We start from the raw sequence: 15,616 nt of genomic DNA on the forward strand, positions 1-15,616 counted from the left end.
AAGTGCCCGGCCTGATCGGCTGAAGGATACGATTGCGTCTGCCAAAGCTTGGCACGGTCGCCGCAACCGACGGCGACGACGCCGGCATTCTTCACCATGTCATCGGCATCCACGAAAATGCGCTGGAGGTTCTGCGGCGTCCGGAAATCGCCGCAAGCTTCGCGCGCAGCATCGATATTCTTGCCGGCGCAAACCGGCGTCATGTCTTCGGCATCGGTCCCTCCGGCGCGATGGCGGATTATGCCAGCCTGCAATTCAACCGCATCGGCCTGCCCACCCACCCCCTGTTCGCATCGGACGTCATGCTGGCCGACCGCCTTCTCTGGCTCGACAAGGGCGACGCCGTCCTAATGATGGCCTACGCGCCGCTCTATCGCGAAGTCGAAGTCGTGCTCGACCAGGCCAGCCGGCATGATGTGCCGGTGATCCTCATCAGCGACGATCTCGGCCCATTGATCTCCGACAAGGTAGCGGAAATCCTCCCCATCCCGCGTGGCAAGGTCGATCATCTCGCCATGCATGCCGGCACCGTGATGCTGATCGAAGCCATGATAGTCGGGCTCGCCGGGCATCGTCGAGAAACCGCTTTCGACAGCCTGGACCATCTGAGCACGCCACGCGGCTCCATCGACAAAGCCTGGAGCAAACGCGGCACGAAGAAAAAGAAATAGCATGCGGAATCAAACCCCTATCCGCCACTCGGGATTCATTGCATGAATAGCCTCACCCCCATCCTCTCCACCATAACGGCCGTCTTTCTCGGCTCGTTCGTCGAGCTCGTGGAAGCCTTGCCACCCTCTGCCTGATCCTGGTCGGTGTAGTCGCCGGAGCCGTTAAGCTTCTGGCCCTGCCGCCGCTCGTCGGTGGAGTTCTCCTGCTCGTCGATTGCCTCGCCATTCTGGTGCACAGCGTCCTGCATGCCGTAAAACGATAAGATCATCATTCCCCTGCAAGCCATTGGCGCACAGGGGAAATCAAGGAACTCTCTGCGAGCCGATTGCCATCCCTGAGCGAGGCGATGGCCGCCCTGTCCCTCGACAGACCGTCTGGCAGATGCCAAGAAGCTGGAGAGTTCAGCGTGATCGAGAGGCATTCAGATGAGCAGTGCATATCCGGAGATCTATCTGGTCCGGCATGGGCAGACGGAATGGAGCCTGTCCGGCCGACATACCGGGCGAACCGATATCCCTTTGACCACCGCCGGAGAAGAGGCCGCCCGCAAGGTCGCCGGCCGCCTGCCTGCCATCGACTTCGCCGCCGTCTGGTCGAGCCCGTCGCAGCGCGCCAGGAACACCTGCGCACTGGCCGGCTTCGGTGACGCCGTTGTCATCAAGGACGATCTGGCAGAGTGGGATTACGGCGCCTATGAAGGCATCACCACCAAGGACATCCAGGCACAACATCCCGGCTGGGAGATTTTCCGCGACGGATGTCCAAATGGCGAGATGGCAGCCGATGTCGGTGCGCGGGCCGACCGGATCATCGGCCAGCTCCGAGAGGTCAACGGCAATGTCCTGATCTTCTCCAGCGCGCATTTCCTGAGGGTCTTCGCCCCCCGCTGGATTGGCCTGCCGCCGGAAGACGGCAAACGCCTCGTGCTCGACACCACCAGCATCAGCACTCTCGGCTATGATCACGACCTGAGCGAACCCGTCATCCGCCGCTGGAACCAGATCTAACGGTTCGTATCGTCAGTAGACAGCGATCGAGCGGCAACAAGGCCGCCCGATCAACGCTTAGCGTCGAACCATACCCGCCTTACCAGGCAGTCAACCCCAATAGCTTTTCACCCAGCGGCGTCAGAACCGCCGTCTCGGCATTATGCTTTTCCCATTCGCGGGGATCACCCGGAAACGAGTCACGCTTCGGATGGTCGCGTTCGCGCCAGAGGCGGATGCGCTCCTCCCGCTCGACAACATCGTCGAACTCGGCGGGGTGCATGGAGATATACTGCGCCATACGCACGCGGTTTTCCGCATGGTTGGGACGGACACCGTGGGCCAGCAGCGAATTGAAGATCATCAGGTCGCCCGGCTCCATCTCGATATTGACGACCGAGAGGCCGGTCATGTCGGGATGCATCGGGTCGCGATCCCTCGGCTGCGTCTTCTCCCACTCGTCGAAACGCTCGAACAGCTCCGGCACGCATTGAAAGCCGCCGACGTCTCCATCCTGTTTCTTCAGGCTCAGGACACCCTGCACGCCGATCGGCAGCGGACGGCGCGATGTGTCGACATCCCAATGGATGAAGCCGTTCGGATTGCCCTTGATCTTCTTCGGCGCATTGAGATTGGCGCGATCGATCGTCACCCACAGATCCTCGCGATCCCAGATGTCCACGAAGACGTCGTAGATGCGCCGCTCCATGCGGTTGTCCCAGAGAGCCTGGTGATTGTAGATCTCCAGCATGCCGGTGTTGTTGAGTTCCTTCATCTTGTGCTCGCGGCGCTGCGGCGCATACCAGGTCGAAGGATCGTTCGGGTCCTTTTCGTCGAATGCCCAAAGGACTTCCGCAAGCCGCTCGACATTGGCGGCGGGCGCCGCCTGCCGCACGATTACGTAGCCCTTGGTGATCCAATGCTGCCAATCCTCCTGCGACAGAACGCGCAAAGGCAGCGTCTTCTTGATATCCTTCAGCTGCGTCGTGACCGAAGAAGCGGTCGGATGAGCGTCTCGTTTCAAAGCTTGTTGCATTTATTCCTCCCATCGGATCGATGCCTGTCGTTTCAGGCGACGACCAATTTGTAATGGGATGCACACCGCTCATGTTGCCCTGCTTCGGCAATTTCTGATACTATTCTGGCCTTGATAATCATGTGAGCGCCCGATGAGACCCTATCTTGAAGTGTTGCAGCGCTCGCCTGAGACATCGTGGAGCATGCTCAACCGACGACTTGACGACGCCATTCCCTTCCAGTGGCACCATCATCCTGAATTCGAGCTCACCCTCACGCTGAACTCGATCGGCCAGCGCTTCATCGGCGACCACAGCGGCGACTACGATGACGGCGATCTCGTGCTGGTCGGGCCAAACTTGCCGCATACATGGGCCTCGCGCGCCAAGATCGACCAGCAACAGCCGCATGTGGCGCTTGTCCTCTGGTTCCATCGCGATTGGTTGTTGCCAATAACCGGCGGAGCCGTCGAGTTTCGGCCGATCGAGGCGATGCTGGAGCGGGCCGATGGCGGCCTGCATTTCTCGAAAGAGACAGCACAAGCAGTACGGCTGGAATACGAGGCCGTCTTCGAGAAGCCGCCGGTGGAGCGCTTGCTATCGCTGTTGAACATCCTTGCCAGAGTTGCCGATGACCGGCAGGCAACGCCGCTTGCAAGCGCGCCGGGCCAATCATCGGAACTCAAGGAAAGCCGCGAGCGTATCGACCGCGTACTGACGCATTTGCATCTTCACTATGCGCGCGCCATCAGCCTGGAGGAATTGGCCGATATTGCCGCGCTCAGCGTTTCCGGCCTGCATCGCATGTTCCGCCGCCACACCGGCACCGCTATTTCCGACTACCTGACGCGCATGCGTATCGGCGACGCCTGCGCCCGCCTCTCCTCCACCACTCACGCGATCCATCACATCAGCGATGCCGTCGGCTATCGCTCCATCGCCAACTTCAACCGGCAGTTCAAAGCCCTCAAGGGCATGACGCCACGGGAATACAGAGCATTGTTCGTTAGGCGCTAGCTGGCAGAACTCGAAGCAGCTTGGCAATCCTTGCCACCGCCGCATCCGCTGCTTCGGGCGGCATGCGCGCAATGCCGAACAGCAGGCCCGGCCGTGGAGGGCCGAGGTGCAGGGACGACATGGCGCGGAGCGCAAACCCCTCTCCGTTGATCCCTTGCGTCGCCGCCAGATCGTCGGTGTCCGCATTCCGGAACCAGGTGGCCAGTTGCAGCCCGCCGGCGCCCTCGCCCACCTCGAGCCAATCGCCGCAATGGCGGCGCAACGCGGAAACGGCGGCTGCCATGCGTGCGGCATAGATTGCGTTCATATGTCTCAGATGGGCGCGAAAACGGCCATCGCGGATGAAATCGGCAAGTGCTGCCTGAATATGAATGGGGACGACGGCCCCTCTCAACAGCTGTGCGGCGGTAACCTCCGGCACAAGCCAGGACGGCACGACCGCGTAGGCGACGCGCAGGCCGGGAGCGAGCGTCTTCGAGAAGGTGCCGAGATAGGCGACGACTTCGCCACGGTCGATGCCCTGCAGGGCGGCGATCGGGCGCGAGGCATACTGGAATTCGCTGTCGTAATCGTCTTCCAACACGACCGAACCGTTGGCGCGGGCAAAGTCGAGGAGAGCCAGACGGCGGGAAAGGCTCATGGTCGCGCCGGTCGGATATTGATGCGAGGGAGTGACATAGATCAATCGCGGCGGCGGACCGGCGGCCTTGGCGATATCGATGCCCTCGATATCGCAGGGCACCGGCACGAGATTCGCGCACGCCATCCGCAGCAAGGCCTGCGCCGTTCCATAGCCCGGCTCTTCTATCCAGGCGAGAGCGCCATCCGGGCGATCCGATCGCAGCAGGACACGCGCCAGAACATCAATGGCCGCTCCGGTCGAGGGAACGATGATCAGCTGCTCGGGGCGAGCGATCACGCCGCGCGTGGTGGAGATGTGCTCGAGGATCGCCTCGCGCAGCTCGCGAATGCCACTATGGGCGCCGTAGCCGAGATCGTGCACCCGGAGCGAACGACCGCGCGCGCCGAGATACCGCGCCCAGGCGGCATGCGGAAAGGCGGCGACATCCGGCACGCCGGACTTGAACAGGCCGTCGAAGGCGACCTCAACTGTTGGCTGCGGCCTGAGTGAAGTAGGCGCTGCCTGCCCCTGCAGAGGCGGCGTTGCGAATTCGGCGACGCGGGTCGCCGCCCCCGTCGTCGATTGCAGATAGCCCTCGGCCTTCATCCGCTCATAGGCATTGACCACGGTGGAACGCGCCACACCGAGCGAGATCGCCAGCGTCCTTGTCGACGGCAGCCGTTGTCCGGCGGGCATCTGCCCCCGGAGGATGCGGTCGCGCATCAGACGATAGACCTGCCCCTCCAGATCGCCGGAAGTTCGATCGAGCGCCGGCCATTGCGCCGCAGGTGTCATAACGTCCTCAACTGGTTTGCCCAAAATATAACAACTGGATATTTATCCCATACCTCTTTGGCGGCAAAGATCAAGGCGACACCAACGAGGAAACCCATGGCCGATCTCTCCCCGCCGCCCACCGCAGACTATCCGATCACCGAACGCACGCGCGTGCGGCGCGAGCATCATCGCGGCAGCCATGCTCAGGCAGATGTCCATGCTATTCTGGACGCCGCCCCACTCTGTCACGTCGGCTATGTCATCAACGGTGCGCCCTATGTGACGCCGACGCTGCATTGGCGCGAAGGCAATCATGTCTACTGGCATGGGTCCGCCGCCAGCCGTTTTCTGCGCGCGGCGGAGGATATGCCCGTCTGCCTCACCTGCAGCATCATGGACGGCTACGTGCTCGCCCGCTCCGCCTTCTACCATTCGGTCAACTACCGCTCCGCCATGGTGTTCGGCAAGGCACGCCTGCTGGAGGACGCCGAGGAGAAGGCCGACGCGCTGCGCCGTTTCGTCGAGAACCTGTTTCCCGGTCGCTGGGACAGCCTGCGGCCGATGACCGGCCAAGAGGTGAAAGCGACATCGGTCCTGCGGATGGAAATCGAGGAGGCGACCGCCAAGGTGCGCAACGGCCCACCGGGCGATGCCGACGAGGCGGATGTTCCGGTCTGGGCGGGCGTCTTGCCGGTACGCAGCCATCTCGCCCCGGCGGAAGCCGCGCCGGGATTGCTCGACGGAATAGAACTACCCGAACCACTGGCGGCGCTGATACAATCAGGCCGGCTTCGATAGACTGCCCTCGCAGTTGATACCAAAGGACTTCGACATGGATCTTACGAATTGGAACGGTGTACCGCGCCCGGAACGGATCGCCCTGGAGGGCCATTATGTCCGCCTGGAACCGCTCGACACCGCACGCCACGGCGCCGACCTCTTCGCCTCGGCACAGGCGCCCGGAGCCCATGATCGCTTCCGCTACCTGTTCGAGGGGCCTCCCGCCGATCTCGCCGCCTTCACGCCCTGGTTCGAAAAGGCTGCGGCCAGTACCGACCCGCTGTTCTTCGCGACGATCGACAAGCGGACGGGACAGGCCGAAGGCCGGCAGGCCTTGATGCGCATCGACCCCGCACATGGCGTCATCGAGATCGGCAGCATTCTATGGGGGCCCGCAATCGCCCGCAGCCGCGTCACCACCGAGACGCTCTATCTCTTCGCCTCCTACGTCTTCGACACGCTCGGCTATCGTCGTTTCGAATGGAAATGCAACAATCTCAACGAGCCGTCCAAAAGTGCCGCCGAGCGCTTCGGCTTCACCTTCGAAGGCATCTTCCGCCAGCACATGGTCGCCAAGGGCCAAAACCGCGACACCGCCTGGTTTGCCATGATCGACGCCGACTGGCCGCGCCTGAAGGCCGGCTATCAGCGGTGGTTGAGCCCTGAGAATTTCGACGAGGCCGGGCAACAGAAGAGCAAGCTGACATTCGGCTAAAGCGGCTTTCGGAAATACACGACGCGTTGGGTTTCCTCGAAACCTAATGCGTCGTGAAAGGCATGGCTTTCGACATTGTCGAGCAGCGCATCCGAAGCAAATTCCCGGCACCCGGCAGCGCGTCCCCAATCGGCAACCGCGCTACAGAGCAAGTGCGCTGCGCCCTGCCGCCTGTACTCCCGGCGCACATAGATGCCTTCGAGGAAAAGCACCGGAGAGGTCTTGCAGCCATTGACATAGTCATGCCGCAGCGTCGCCTCAGCAAACCCCATAGGGTTACCGGTCTGATCGCAAACAACGAAGGCTATAGCGTTTTCTTTCGTGAGAATTTGCATCATCTCAACACGATGATGCTCCGTCGAGCTATCCGGCCAGAGTTCGCCGCGCAGACGCGACCATGCATCCTGATGTTCGAGGCTGGCTTCTTCTATCCACATCATCCCTGCCCTTGTTCGATAAATTTAGCCGCAAAGACACTTCAGCTACGACCAACTTGACCCACACCAGCAACATATTGATACAAAAACGCTTCCGTTCCGCTCAAGATTTCCCTTTCGCGGCCACAATCGTCACGGTACATATCGCTCAAATTCGCGCCAACCCACATGATGACAATTCGAGGACAATGGCATGACGTTTCAAAACAGTTCGCGCCTTTACGCTGCTGTTTCATCCCTGTTGTGGCCCGCCATCTTTTGTGCCGGCCTGACAGGCTCCTATTTCGCCTTTCAATCCAATATGCATCTGCTGTGGTTCAACGTCACCTATTTCTCGATCGTAGCGATCATCGCGATCTTCGAGCGGCTGATGCCCTATGAAGAGACTTGGCTGGAAAGCGATGGCGAGACGTTCAACAATATCGCCCATACGCTCCTGAGCAAGGGCGGCGTGCAGATCGCCGCGGCCATCGGCACGTCATTTCCGATGGCGGTAGCGACCGTGGCGCAGCCGTTCCTGAGCCACAAGGCGAATATCTGGCCGGAGCAATGGCCGATGGCCCTGCAGGTCGTGCTCGGGCTCGTCATTGCCGAATTCGGCCTCTATCTCGCCCATCGCCTTGCGCATGAATATCTGTCGCTCTGGCGCTTCCATGCCCTGCATCACAGCGTCGAACGCCTGTGGGTTATCAATACCGGACGCTTCCATATCATCGACTCGCTGTTCAAGATCGCGCTCGGCCAGATCCCGCTCTATCTGCTCGGCGCGCCGCTGCCGGTCTTCCTGTGGATCGGTGCAGTCACGGCCTTTATCGGTCTTCTGACCCATTGCAACATCGATGTGCGCACAGGCCCGCTCGACTGGATCTTGTCGACGCCGCGCCTGCACCGCTGGCATCATTCCAAGCTGCTTGCCGAGGGCAACACCAATTACGGCGAGAACCTGGTGATCTGGGACCAGATCCTCGGCACCTATTACAATCCGCCACGCCCTTCCTCCACCGACATCGGCATCACCGGCAAGGTCGCAGACAGTTTCCTCGCCCAGCTCGCGCAGCCCTTTTCCAAGAAGGGCGCCAAGCAAATCATCGGCAAGAAACCGAAGGAATTGCGGGACAAGGAAGAGCTGGCGGCCAGGGCCGCTTCCGCACGCAAACAGGCCGACGCGCCGATCCGAAAGTCCGGCTGAGAGGCACGCGGGGATAAAATGATCTCTATACCCCCGCTGCATCCGCTGCCGCGCGAAGGGGCACGAAGTGCGTATACGGAAACCGGTCGGCCCAATTCGGCGTGCCTCCGACGCACGTAAACCTATTTCAAATCGAGAAGATATTGTCATTTAACGTGTATTGAAAAAGGTACCCTGCGGAGTTACCTATCGCTCGCATATTATTGACCATGAAAGATTAGGAAAACTATTGAAATGGAAGGGAGATTTACCACAGATCATCTCAAGCAACTCCATAGAATATTTTTCACATCTCGTGAAATAGATAGACTTGAACGAGAGTTCATCAAGCAAGGTATAGCACATTTTCATGTTTCCGGTGCCGGACACGAGTCGACGGCGCTGTTGAATGAATTCCTTCACGATGACGATTGGCTGCATCTGCACTATCGCGACAAAGCCCTGATGCTGGCGCGCGGCATGCCCATTCGTGAGTTTTTCTCCAGCCTTCTTGCCACGGGCAACTCCCATTCCGCCGGCCGCCAGATGAGCGCGCATCTTTCCTCCCGCGCTCTCAACATCACCTCCATCGTCGGTCCGGTCGGCAACAACGCACTTCACGCCGTCGGCGCCAGCGCGGCGCTGAAACATAAGCCCAACATGCCGATCGCCATTTGTTGCGTTGGCGACGGCACCACGCAGCAAGGCGAATTTCTCGAGGCCGTCGCCGAAGCGGTGCGCGGCCAGTATCCCATCGTCTTCGTCGTCGAAGACAATAATTTCTCCATCTCGACGCGCACCACGAAGCAGACCTTCTTCGATCTTCCGACCGGCCCCGCGCCGTCTTTCTACGGCCTCGATATCATCCGCGCCGAAGGCGACGATCTGCCGGCCTCGCGTGAAGCCTTCCGCAAGGCCGTCCGCCACAGCCGCAACAACCGCACGCCGAGCCTCGTCGTTATCAACATGGCGCGGCTGACCGACCATACCAACGCCGACGACCAGAAGACCTATCGCACGCAGGAAGAGATCGAGACCGCGGCCTACCGCGATCCGCTTATCAATTTGCGAGCTGCCCTGCTGAAGGCAGGCATCGATGACGCCGCGCTGGAGAAGATCGAAAAAGACCTGACCGCCGAGGTGCAGGCGGAAGCCGCCCTTGCCCGCAAGGAAGATGCACCGAAGGTCGAGCCGGAAGCAAAAGCGCCCTACCCCGCCTCCTTCGACAAGACAGCCGAATATCGCGGCGGCGCGAGTGCAACGACGCTGACCATGCGCGAGGCACTGAACGGCGTACTCGACAGGCAGCTAGCCAACAATCCGGATGTCGTCCTGTTCGGCCAGGACATCGAGGACCCCAAGGGCGACGTCTTCGGCGTTACCCGCGGCCTCAGCACGAAATATCCCGAGCGCGTCTACAATGCGGCGCTGAGTGAATCGACCATCGTCGGTACCGCCGTCGGCCGCGCCCTTGCCGGCCAGCGCCCGGTCGCCTTCCTGCAATTCGCCGATTTCCTGCCGCTCGCCTATAACCAGATCGTCTCGGAAATGGGCAGCATGTTCTGGCGCACCAAAGGCGACTGGGAATCGCCCGTCATCGTGATGGTGAGCTGCGGCGGCTACAAGCCGGGCCTTGGACCGTTCCATGCCCAGAGTTTCGAAAGCATGCTGGCGCATACGCCCGGCATCGACGTCGTCATGCCCTCCACCGCCGGCGACGCCGCTGGCCTGCTCAATGCCGCCTTCGAATCCAGACGCCCGACCGTCTTCCTTTATCCGAAGGCCGTTCTCAACAATTCCGACGGCCGCACGTCCACCGATCTCGACCAGCATTTCGTCCGTCCCGGCCTGTCGCGCTATATCGCCCGCGGCCGCGACCTGACGCTGGTTACCTACGGCAACACGGTGTCGCTCTGCGCCAAGGCGGCAAGCGCCTTCGAAACCCAGGGATTTTCGGTGGAGGTCATCGACCTGCGTTCGATCTCGCCCTGGGATGAAAAGGAAGTACTTGCCAGCGCCAAGCGCACCAAGCGTCTGATCGTCGTCCATGAAGACAACCGCACGGTTGGCATGGGCGCCGAAATCGTTGCCACCGTCTCCGAGAAGGCCGACGTGCCCGTCGTCGTCCGCCGGCTCGCCCGCTCGGACTCGCATGTTCCCTTCAACTTCGGCAACCAGCTGGAAACGCTGCCATCCTACAGCAAGCTGGTCGATCTGATGGCCGAGGTCCTCGAATGCGAGGTCACCTGGCATGAAGAGGACAAGTCTGGGCCCACTGCCGCCATCAAAGCGATCGGCTCCGGCCCTGCCGACGAAAACGTGCTGGTGACTGACCTTCTGGTGAAGCCGGGCGACACGATCGAGGTCGGTCAGCTCGTCGCCGTGGTCGAGGCGACCAAGGCTTCGGTCGAGATCTGCGCCAATATCGGCGGCCTGGTACAGGAGGTCTTCGTCAAGATCGGCGATCAGATCGCCACCGACAGCCCGCTTCTGACGGTCAATGCCGACCGCGACCTGAGCGAGCGCAATTTCGCGCTTGCTTCCGAGGTCCAGAACAAGTTCGTGCTGCGTCGCCTGAAGTCGCACGCCATCCCGGCGATGCGCCGCCATTCCGGCAACTTCACGGAAATCGCCGTCAGCGGCATGGGCTTCGCAACCGGTGCCCGCCGGGTCAGCAACGAAGAAATCATCCACAACTGGCCGAACCGGCGCGCAGAGGAAATCTTCGCGCTGACCGGCATCAAGAGCCGCTTCTGGGTCGGCCCGGGCGAAGGCACTTTGAGCCTGGCGACAAAAGCCGTGCGCGATCTCCTGCAGCAAACCAATACGACGATCCATGACATGGACCTCGTGATCGCCGCCACCGGCACGCCCGATATCTCCACGCCGTCGCTCGCGAGCCGCGTTGCTGTTGCCGTTGCAGAAGACGGCGTGCGGCCATCGCTTGCGGCCTACGACATGGGCGCCGCCTGCTCTGGTTATCTCTACGCCCTGCAACAGGCCTACGACTTCATCGCCCAGCAGAACGACGCCAAGGTGCTGATCGTCACCTCAGAGGTGCTGTCGCCGCTGCTCGACATGAGCGACTTCTCCACCGCCATCCTGTTCGGCGATGCGGCCACCGCCTGCCTGGTAACCAGCCGCGACATGGCGCGCAATCCGCTGTTCGCAGCTAGCCGCCCGGTCATCAACGGCCGTCCGGAGCCAGGCGATCTCCTTTACGTGCCGCTGCCGGACAAGGGTGTCATTTCCATGAACGGGCGCTCGGTCTTCACCGAAGCCGTTCATTCCATGTCGCGCTCGATTGAGGACGCTTGCGTCGACGCCGGGCTGGAGCTTGCCAATCTCGACCTTCTGGTGCCGCATCAGGCCAACCAGCGCATCATCGACACCATCGCCAAGCGCAGCGGTCGTCCGGCGCTGAGTGTCATCGAGAACTACGGCAACACCAGCTCATCGAGCATCCCGCTCGCCATGATGCATGTGGCCAAGGAACGCTCCGAGCCGCTCAACCTCGGTCTCGTCGCCTTCGGCGGCGGCATGACCTCCGGCGCGGCCATCGTCCGCACGATCAAATAGCAACTGTCACCAGCAGGAAGCGCCGCCCTCTGTGGACGGCGCTTTCGGAGCGGACACAATTGTTCCGCGCCTGATCTCCGGCAGAGATCGTCCCCAAACCTCTCCCGGATCGTTAGACCCTACACCTCTCGCACCATCGAAAGCCATCGGCGTCATCCATGATCCCGATGGCTTCGGCGCGATTGGCGACATGCCGGTCTGCGCGTCGGCAGAGGGATGCATCAACAAAATGCAACCTATAGCCACTAATGTTCATTACAATTCATCCATCTTTGCTTGCGCCCCTTCTTGAAAAGCACCGGAGCGGTACTTTACTTAATACGCATGGCACAGACACCCAGTCCATCACACCGATCGCTCCTGCGTTACGAACTCGTTCCCAACGACGCGGCACGACAGGCATTGGACGAGACCTTCGCCGCATACGGGCAGATGATGGCGATTCTTGCCGAGATCGCCTCGGACAAGGCCGGGGCCAACCTCGTTCTCCTTCATGAACTTGCCTATGAAACCATCCGCGAACGCACCGGTTTGCCCGCCCGTCAGGTGACGCTGGGCTTGCGTGATTTCGCGGCCAAACGCGGCGGGACGGCCGATGTCAGCCGTTTGCCGCTCGATGAAAAACTCTTTGCCATCAAGGGTCCGTCGGACCTGACAATCTCGACGGTGCGCGGCCGTGTCGCCGTGCCCTTCGACGTGGCCGGTTATTTCAAGGGGTGGGAGAGTGTCTTTCCCGCCTATCTGATCGCCGATGGCGGCCACTATCAGATTCACATCGGCGTAACGCCAAACTCCCCCCGAACGGAGGAAAACAGCATGACGAATGAAGGCATTCTTTCCCGCATGGGACGGCTGATCGCCGGCCTCGCAAATACGGCCATCGACAAGGTGGAAGGCGCAAACAAGGTCGCAGTCATCGAACAGGCGCTGCGTGAAATCGACGCTGCCGCCGACGAAGCCCGCGCTGATCTCGGCAAGGCACGCGCCGAGGAATACCGCATCCAGAGCCGCCGCACCGAAATTGCCGACGATCTTACAGCTCTCGACGAAAAGATCCGGCTTGCGGTCTCCGCCAGCCGCGACGACCTCGCCAAGGCCGGCGTCGCCCGCCAGATCGATCTCGAAGCCCAGATCGCCGCGCTCGACAAAGCGCTGGCCGATGCACACGAGCAGATCGACGAGGGCCAGAAGGCACTACAGGCCATTCTTGCCACCCGCCGCGAGGCCGAAGCCCGCCTGGCCGATTTCAAGCGCAGCCTTGCCCGCCACGCGCCGGAGGAAGCAGCCGGCGGCAAGCCGCATGCGACGCCCGGCGCCGGCGCCGCCCGCGCAGCAGCTGCGGTCTCTCGCCTGACCGGCGTGCCGGCGGGCGAACCCGCAACCAGTGCCGAGCTCGACGAACTCGACCGCCTGCACCGGGAACAGGCCATCGAAGCGCGACTTGCCCGTTTCAAGGCAAACGATCAGTAACGCCGATGCACCTTTTCCTCGCACCCGAATGCGCCCCGTTTGCAATCGCGGCGATGATCCTGATCGGCCTGACCGCCATTGAGATTCTCTCCATGCTGGTCGGCTTCTCCTTGAGCGAAATGATCGGCAAGCCGCATTTCGATGGTCATGACGGCGTTGTCGCCGGCCTGCTCTCCTGGATCAATCTCGGCGGCGTGCCGCTGTTGATCCTGATCATGCTGCTGCTCGGCATCTTCGCCATCACAGGCTTTGCCGTGCAGACGGTCGCCGACCTCGTCTGGACGCCGCTGCCGGCAATCGTTGCAGTGCTTCCCGCTGCCGTTCTCACCGTCCCGCTGGTGAGAGGCTCAACCCGCACCATCGCGCGGCTTATTCCGCGCGATGAAACCTATGTCGTCGATGCCGGCGATTTCGTTGGCCTTACCGCCAAAATCACCATCGGACCGCTGGACCAGGGTCTACCCGGCCGCGTCTCTGTCAAGGACGTGTATGGCAATTGGCATCAGCTGCGCGCCAGCGCCGCCAAAGGCGAAGGCCCCCTTGGCGTCGGCACCAAAGTTCTTCTTGTCGACCGCAAGGCCGACATCTTCATCGCAGTTCCCGCCCCATCGGACCTTATCGGTTCCGATGCTCAATCCCCTACGGAGCAACACCAATGAACGGCCTATATGACCTTCTTCTGCCAACAGGCATCGGCATCGTCCTGATCCTCGGGATCGGCTTTGTCTTCGCCACGCTTTATGTCCGCTCCAGCCGCGATGAAGCCTATGTGCGCACCGGTCTCGGTGGCCAGAAAGTCGTCCTCGACGGCGGTTCCGTCGTCCTGCCGATCTTCCATTCGATCGCTCGGATCAATCTCAAAACCTTGCGTCTCGAGGTTCAGCGCGGCGAAAACGATGCGCTGATCACCAAGGACCGCATGCGCGTCGACATCGGCGCCGAGTTCTATGTCCGCGTCAAGCCGGACGCCTCCTCCATCGCGCTTGCGGCACAGACGCTCGGCAGTCGCACCAACGACAGCGAGCAGCTGCGCCAATTGATCGAAGCGAAATTCGTCGACAGCCTGCGCTCCGTCGCCGCCACGATGAACCTCGATGCCCTGCAGGAACAGCGCATGGACTTCGTCAAGGCGGTACAGGAAGCCGTCGGCTCAGACCTGCAATCCAACGGTCTCGAACTTGAGTCGGTGTCGCTGACCCGTCTCGACCAGACCGATATCAAGCATTTCAACGCCAACAACTTCTTCGACGCCCATGGTCTGGCCGCGCTCACCCGCGTCACCGAAGGCCGCAAGAAGGAGCGTAACGAAATCGTTCGCGATACCGAGGTCGCGATCGCCCAGAAGGACCTTGAAGCCCGGCAGCAGTCGCTGACTATCGAGCGGACAAAGCGCGAGGCCGAGCTCAGCCAGGAGCGCGACATCGCCAACAAATCGGCCGCGACCCGCGCCGAAACCGCACAGCAGGAACAGGCTGCCAAGCGCTCGGAAGAAGAAGCCCGCATTGCCGCCGAACAGGCCATCTCCGAACGCGAAGCCCTGGCCAAGCAGGTACGTGAGTCCGCCAACATCGACTCAACCCGTGCCGTGCAACAACGTGACACGGAAGCTCGCCGCGACAACCAGATCGTCGCGCAGGAAAGCGCGATTGCGGTCGCCAACAAGAGCCGCGAGGAGTCGGAAGCCAAGGCAAAAGCCGAAGTCGCCCGCGCACTCGCCATCGCCGCGGAAGAAAAGGTCGGCACAGCCAAGGCCGTCGAGATCGCCGAGCGCGAAAAGCAGATCGCGGTGATCGACGCGCAGAAGCGGGCACAGACCCAGGCAACCGCCGTTACCATCGCCGCAGAAGCCGAAAAGCAGGCGGCGATCGACCAGGCCGACGCTATCAAGACACTGGCGACCGCCGACGCCGATGCGGCGATCATCAAGGCCAAGGGTATTCTCGAAACCGGTAAGGCGACGGCTGAAAGCGAGGCGCTGCTCAACGAGGCGCGCAACAAGCTCAGCCCCGCCATCATCGAATTCGAGATCACCCGCGAGCGTATCCGCATCATCCCCGCAGCACTTGCCGAAGCGGTCAAGCCGATCGAGAAGATCTCTGATATCAGGATCTTCGACACCGGCGGCATGCTCGGCCGCAATGGCAATGGCGCGAACGGCGGCAGCGGTATCGGCCTTGGCGAGGGTCTTGCCGGCCAGCTGCTCTCCTATCAGGCCAACAAGCCGATCCTCGACCGCCTTCTCAAGGAAGCCGGCTTCGACGGCGACAATGCCATCTCGGCGCTGCTCGGCAATCTGGACGGCAAGACTACCACCGCGCAGTCAAGCGATGATTACGCCGAAGACACCGAAGAGGCGGGTAAGCCAGCTTAACGGCTG

Annotated in this window: 14 protein-coding genes; 10 read left to right on the forward strand and 4 right to left on the reverse strand. The window is 61.5% G+C overall.

Annotated elements, in window-relative coordinates; all coding sequences use genetic code 11:
- Positions 1-32 precede the first annotated feature (32 nt).
- Positions 33-671 (forward strand): MurR/RpiR family transcriptional regulator, encoded by a 639-nt coding sequence (locus HB780_RS19785; protein ID WP_286203149.1) that lies wholly within the window; start codon positions 33-35, stop codon positions 669-671.
- A gap of 35 nt (positions 672-706) precedes the next feature.
- Here HB780_RS19785 and HB780_RS19790 read toward each other — a convergent pair whose 3' ends face one another.
- Positions 707-943, reverse strand: a complete 237-nt coding sequence (locus HB780_RS19790; RefSeq protein WP_183695402.1) for a hypothetical protein — start codon at positions 941-943, stop codon at positions 707-709.
- 154 nt (positions 944-1,097) lie between these two features.
- On the opposite strand from HB780_RS19790, the gene HB780_RS19795 reads away from it, so the two are divergent.
- A complete protein-coding gene (locus HB780_RS19795) occupies positions 1,098-1,679 on the forward strand; it encodes a histidine phosphatase family protein (protein WP_183695405.1) in 582 nt (193 codons plus the stop codon).
- Positions 1,680-1,758: 79 nt separating this feature from the next.
- Here the strand turns inward: HB780_RS19795 and HB780_RS19800 are convergent, their stop codons facing one another.
- Positions 1,759-2,694 (reverse strand): phytanoyl-CoA dioxygenase family protein, encoded by a 936-nt coding sequence (locus HB780_RS19800; RefSeq protein WP_183695408.1) that lies wholly within the window; start codon positions 2,692-2,694, stop codon positions 1,759-1,761.
- A 133-nt stretch (positions 2,695-2,827) separates the two neighbouring features.
- On the opposite strand from HB780_RS19800, the gene HB780_RS19805 reads away from it, so the two are divergent.
- Positions 2,828-3,691, forward strand: a complete 864-nt coding sequence (locus HB780_RS19805; protein WP_183695411.1) for a helix-turn-helix domain-containing protein — start codon at positions 2,828-2,830, stop codon at positions 3,689-3,691.
- On the opposite strand, the gene HB780_RS19810 is transcribed toward HB780_RS19805, so the two are convergent.
- On the reverse strand, positions 3,681-5,108 hold the full coding sequence (locus tag HB780_RS19810) for a MocR-like pyridoxine biosynthesis transcription factor PdxR (protein ID WP_183695414.1): 1,428 nt from the start codon (positions 5,106-5,108) through the stop codon (positions 3,681-3,683). The two genes, HB780_RS19805 and HB780_RS19810, sit on opposite strands and share 11 nt — an antisense overlap.
- A gap of 96 nt (positions 5,109-5,204) precedes the next feature.
- Between HB780_RS19810 and HB780_RS19815 the strand changes: the two genes are divergently transcribed.
- Positions 5,205-5,888, forward strand: coding sequence for a pyridoxamine 5'-phosphate oxidase family protein (locus HB780_RS19815; RefSeq protein ID WP_183695417.1), 684 nt, complete (start codon positions 5,205-5,207; stop codon positions 5,886-5,888).
- Between the two features lie 34 nt (positions 5,889-5,922).
- Entirely contained in the window at positions 5,923-6,585 is a 663-nt protein-coding gene (locus HB780_RS19820; protein ID WP_183695420.1) for a GNAT family N-acetyltransferase, read from the forward strand.
- Here the strand turns inward: HB780_RS19820 and aac(6') are convergent.
- Positions 6,582-7,022, reverse strand: a complete 441-nt coding sequence (gene aac(6'), locus HB780_RS19825) for an aminoglycoside 6'-N-acetyltransferase (RefSeq protein ID WP_183697280.1) — start codon at positions 7,020-7,022, stop codon at positions 6,582-6,584. The two genes, HB780_RS19820 and aac(6'), sit on opposite strands and share 4 nt — an antisense overlap.
- 193 nt (positions 7,023-7,215) lie before the next feature.
- Here aac(6') and HB780_RS19830 point away from each other — a divergent pair, with 193 nt between their 5' ends.
- The 5 genes from HB780_RS19830 to HB780_RS19850 all read left to right on the forward strand — a co-directional run bounded on the left by HB780_RS19830 (position 7,216) and on the right by HB780_RS19850 (position 15,610).
- A complete protein-coding gene (locus HB780_RS19830) occupies positions 7,216-8,211 on the forward strand; it encodes an ornithine lipid hydroxylase OlsE (RefSeq protein WP_183695423.1) in 996 nt (331 codons plus the stop codon).
- A 234-nt stretch (positions 8,212-8,445) separates the two neighbouring features.
- Complete coding sequence (locus tag HB780_RS19835) at positions 8,446-11,769, forward strand: thiamine pyrophosphate-dependent enzyme (protein WP_183695426.1); 3,324 nt, start codon at positions 8,446-8,448, stop codon at positions 11,767-11,769.
- A gap of 324 nt (positions 11,770-12,093) precedes the next feature.
- The gene (locus tag HB780_RS19840) at positions 12,094-13,239 is read left to right on the forward strand and encodes a PspA/IM30 family protein (protein ID WP_183695428.1); all 1,146 of its coding nucleotides are present in this window, start codon (positions 12,094-12,096) and stop codon (positions 13,237-13,239) included.
- Positions 13,240-13,244: 5 nt separating this feature from the next.
- A complete protein-coding gene (locus HB780_RS19845; RefSeq protein WP_183695431.1) occupies positions 13,245-13,898 on the forward strand; it encodes an OB-fold-containig protein in 654 nt (217 codons plus the stop codon).
- Entirely contained in the window at positions 13,895-15,610 is a 1,716-nt protein-coding gene (locus tag HB780_RS19850) for a flotillin family protein (RefSeq protein ID WP_183695434.1), read from the forward strand. The genes HB780_RS19845 and HB780_RS19850 overlap by 4 nt, the downstream gene beginning before the upstream one ends.
- Positions 15,611-15,616: the final 6 nt, after the last annotated feature.

Origin of the sequence: Rhizobium lusitanum (assembly GCF_014189535.1) — a bacterium.
GTDB classification, from domain to species: domain Bacteria; phylum Pseudomonadota; class Alphaproteobacteria; order Rhizobiales; family Rhizobiaceae; genus Rhizobium; species Rhizobium lusitanum_C.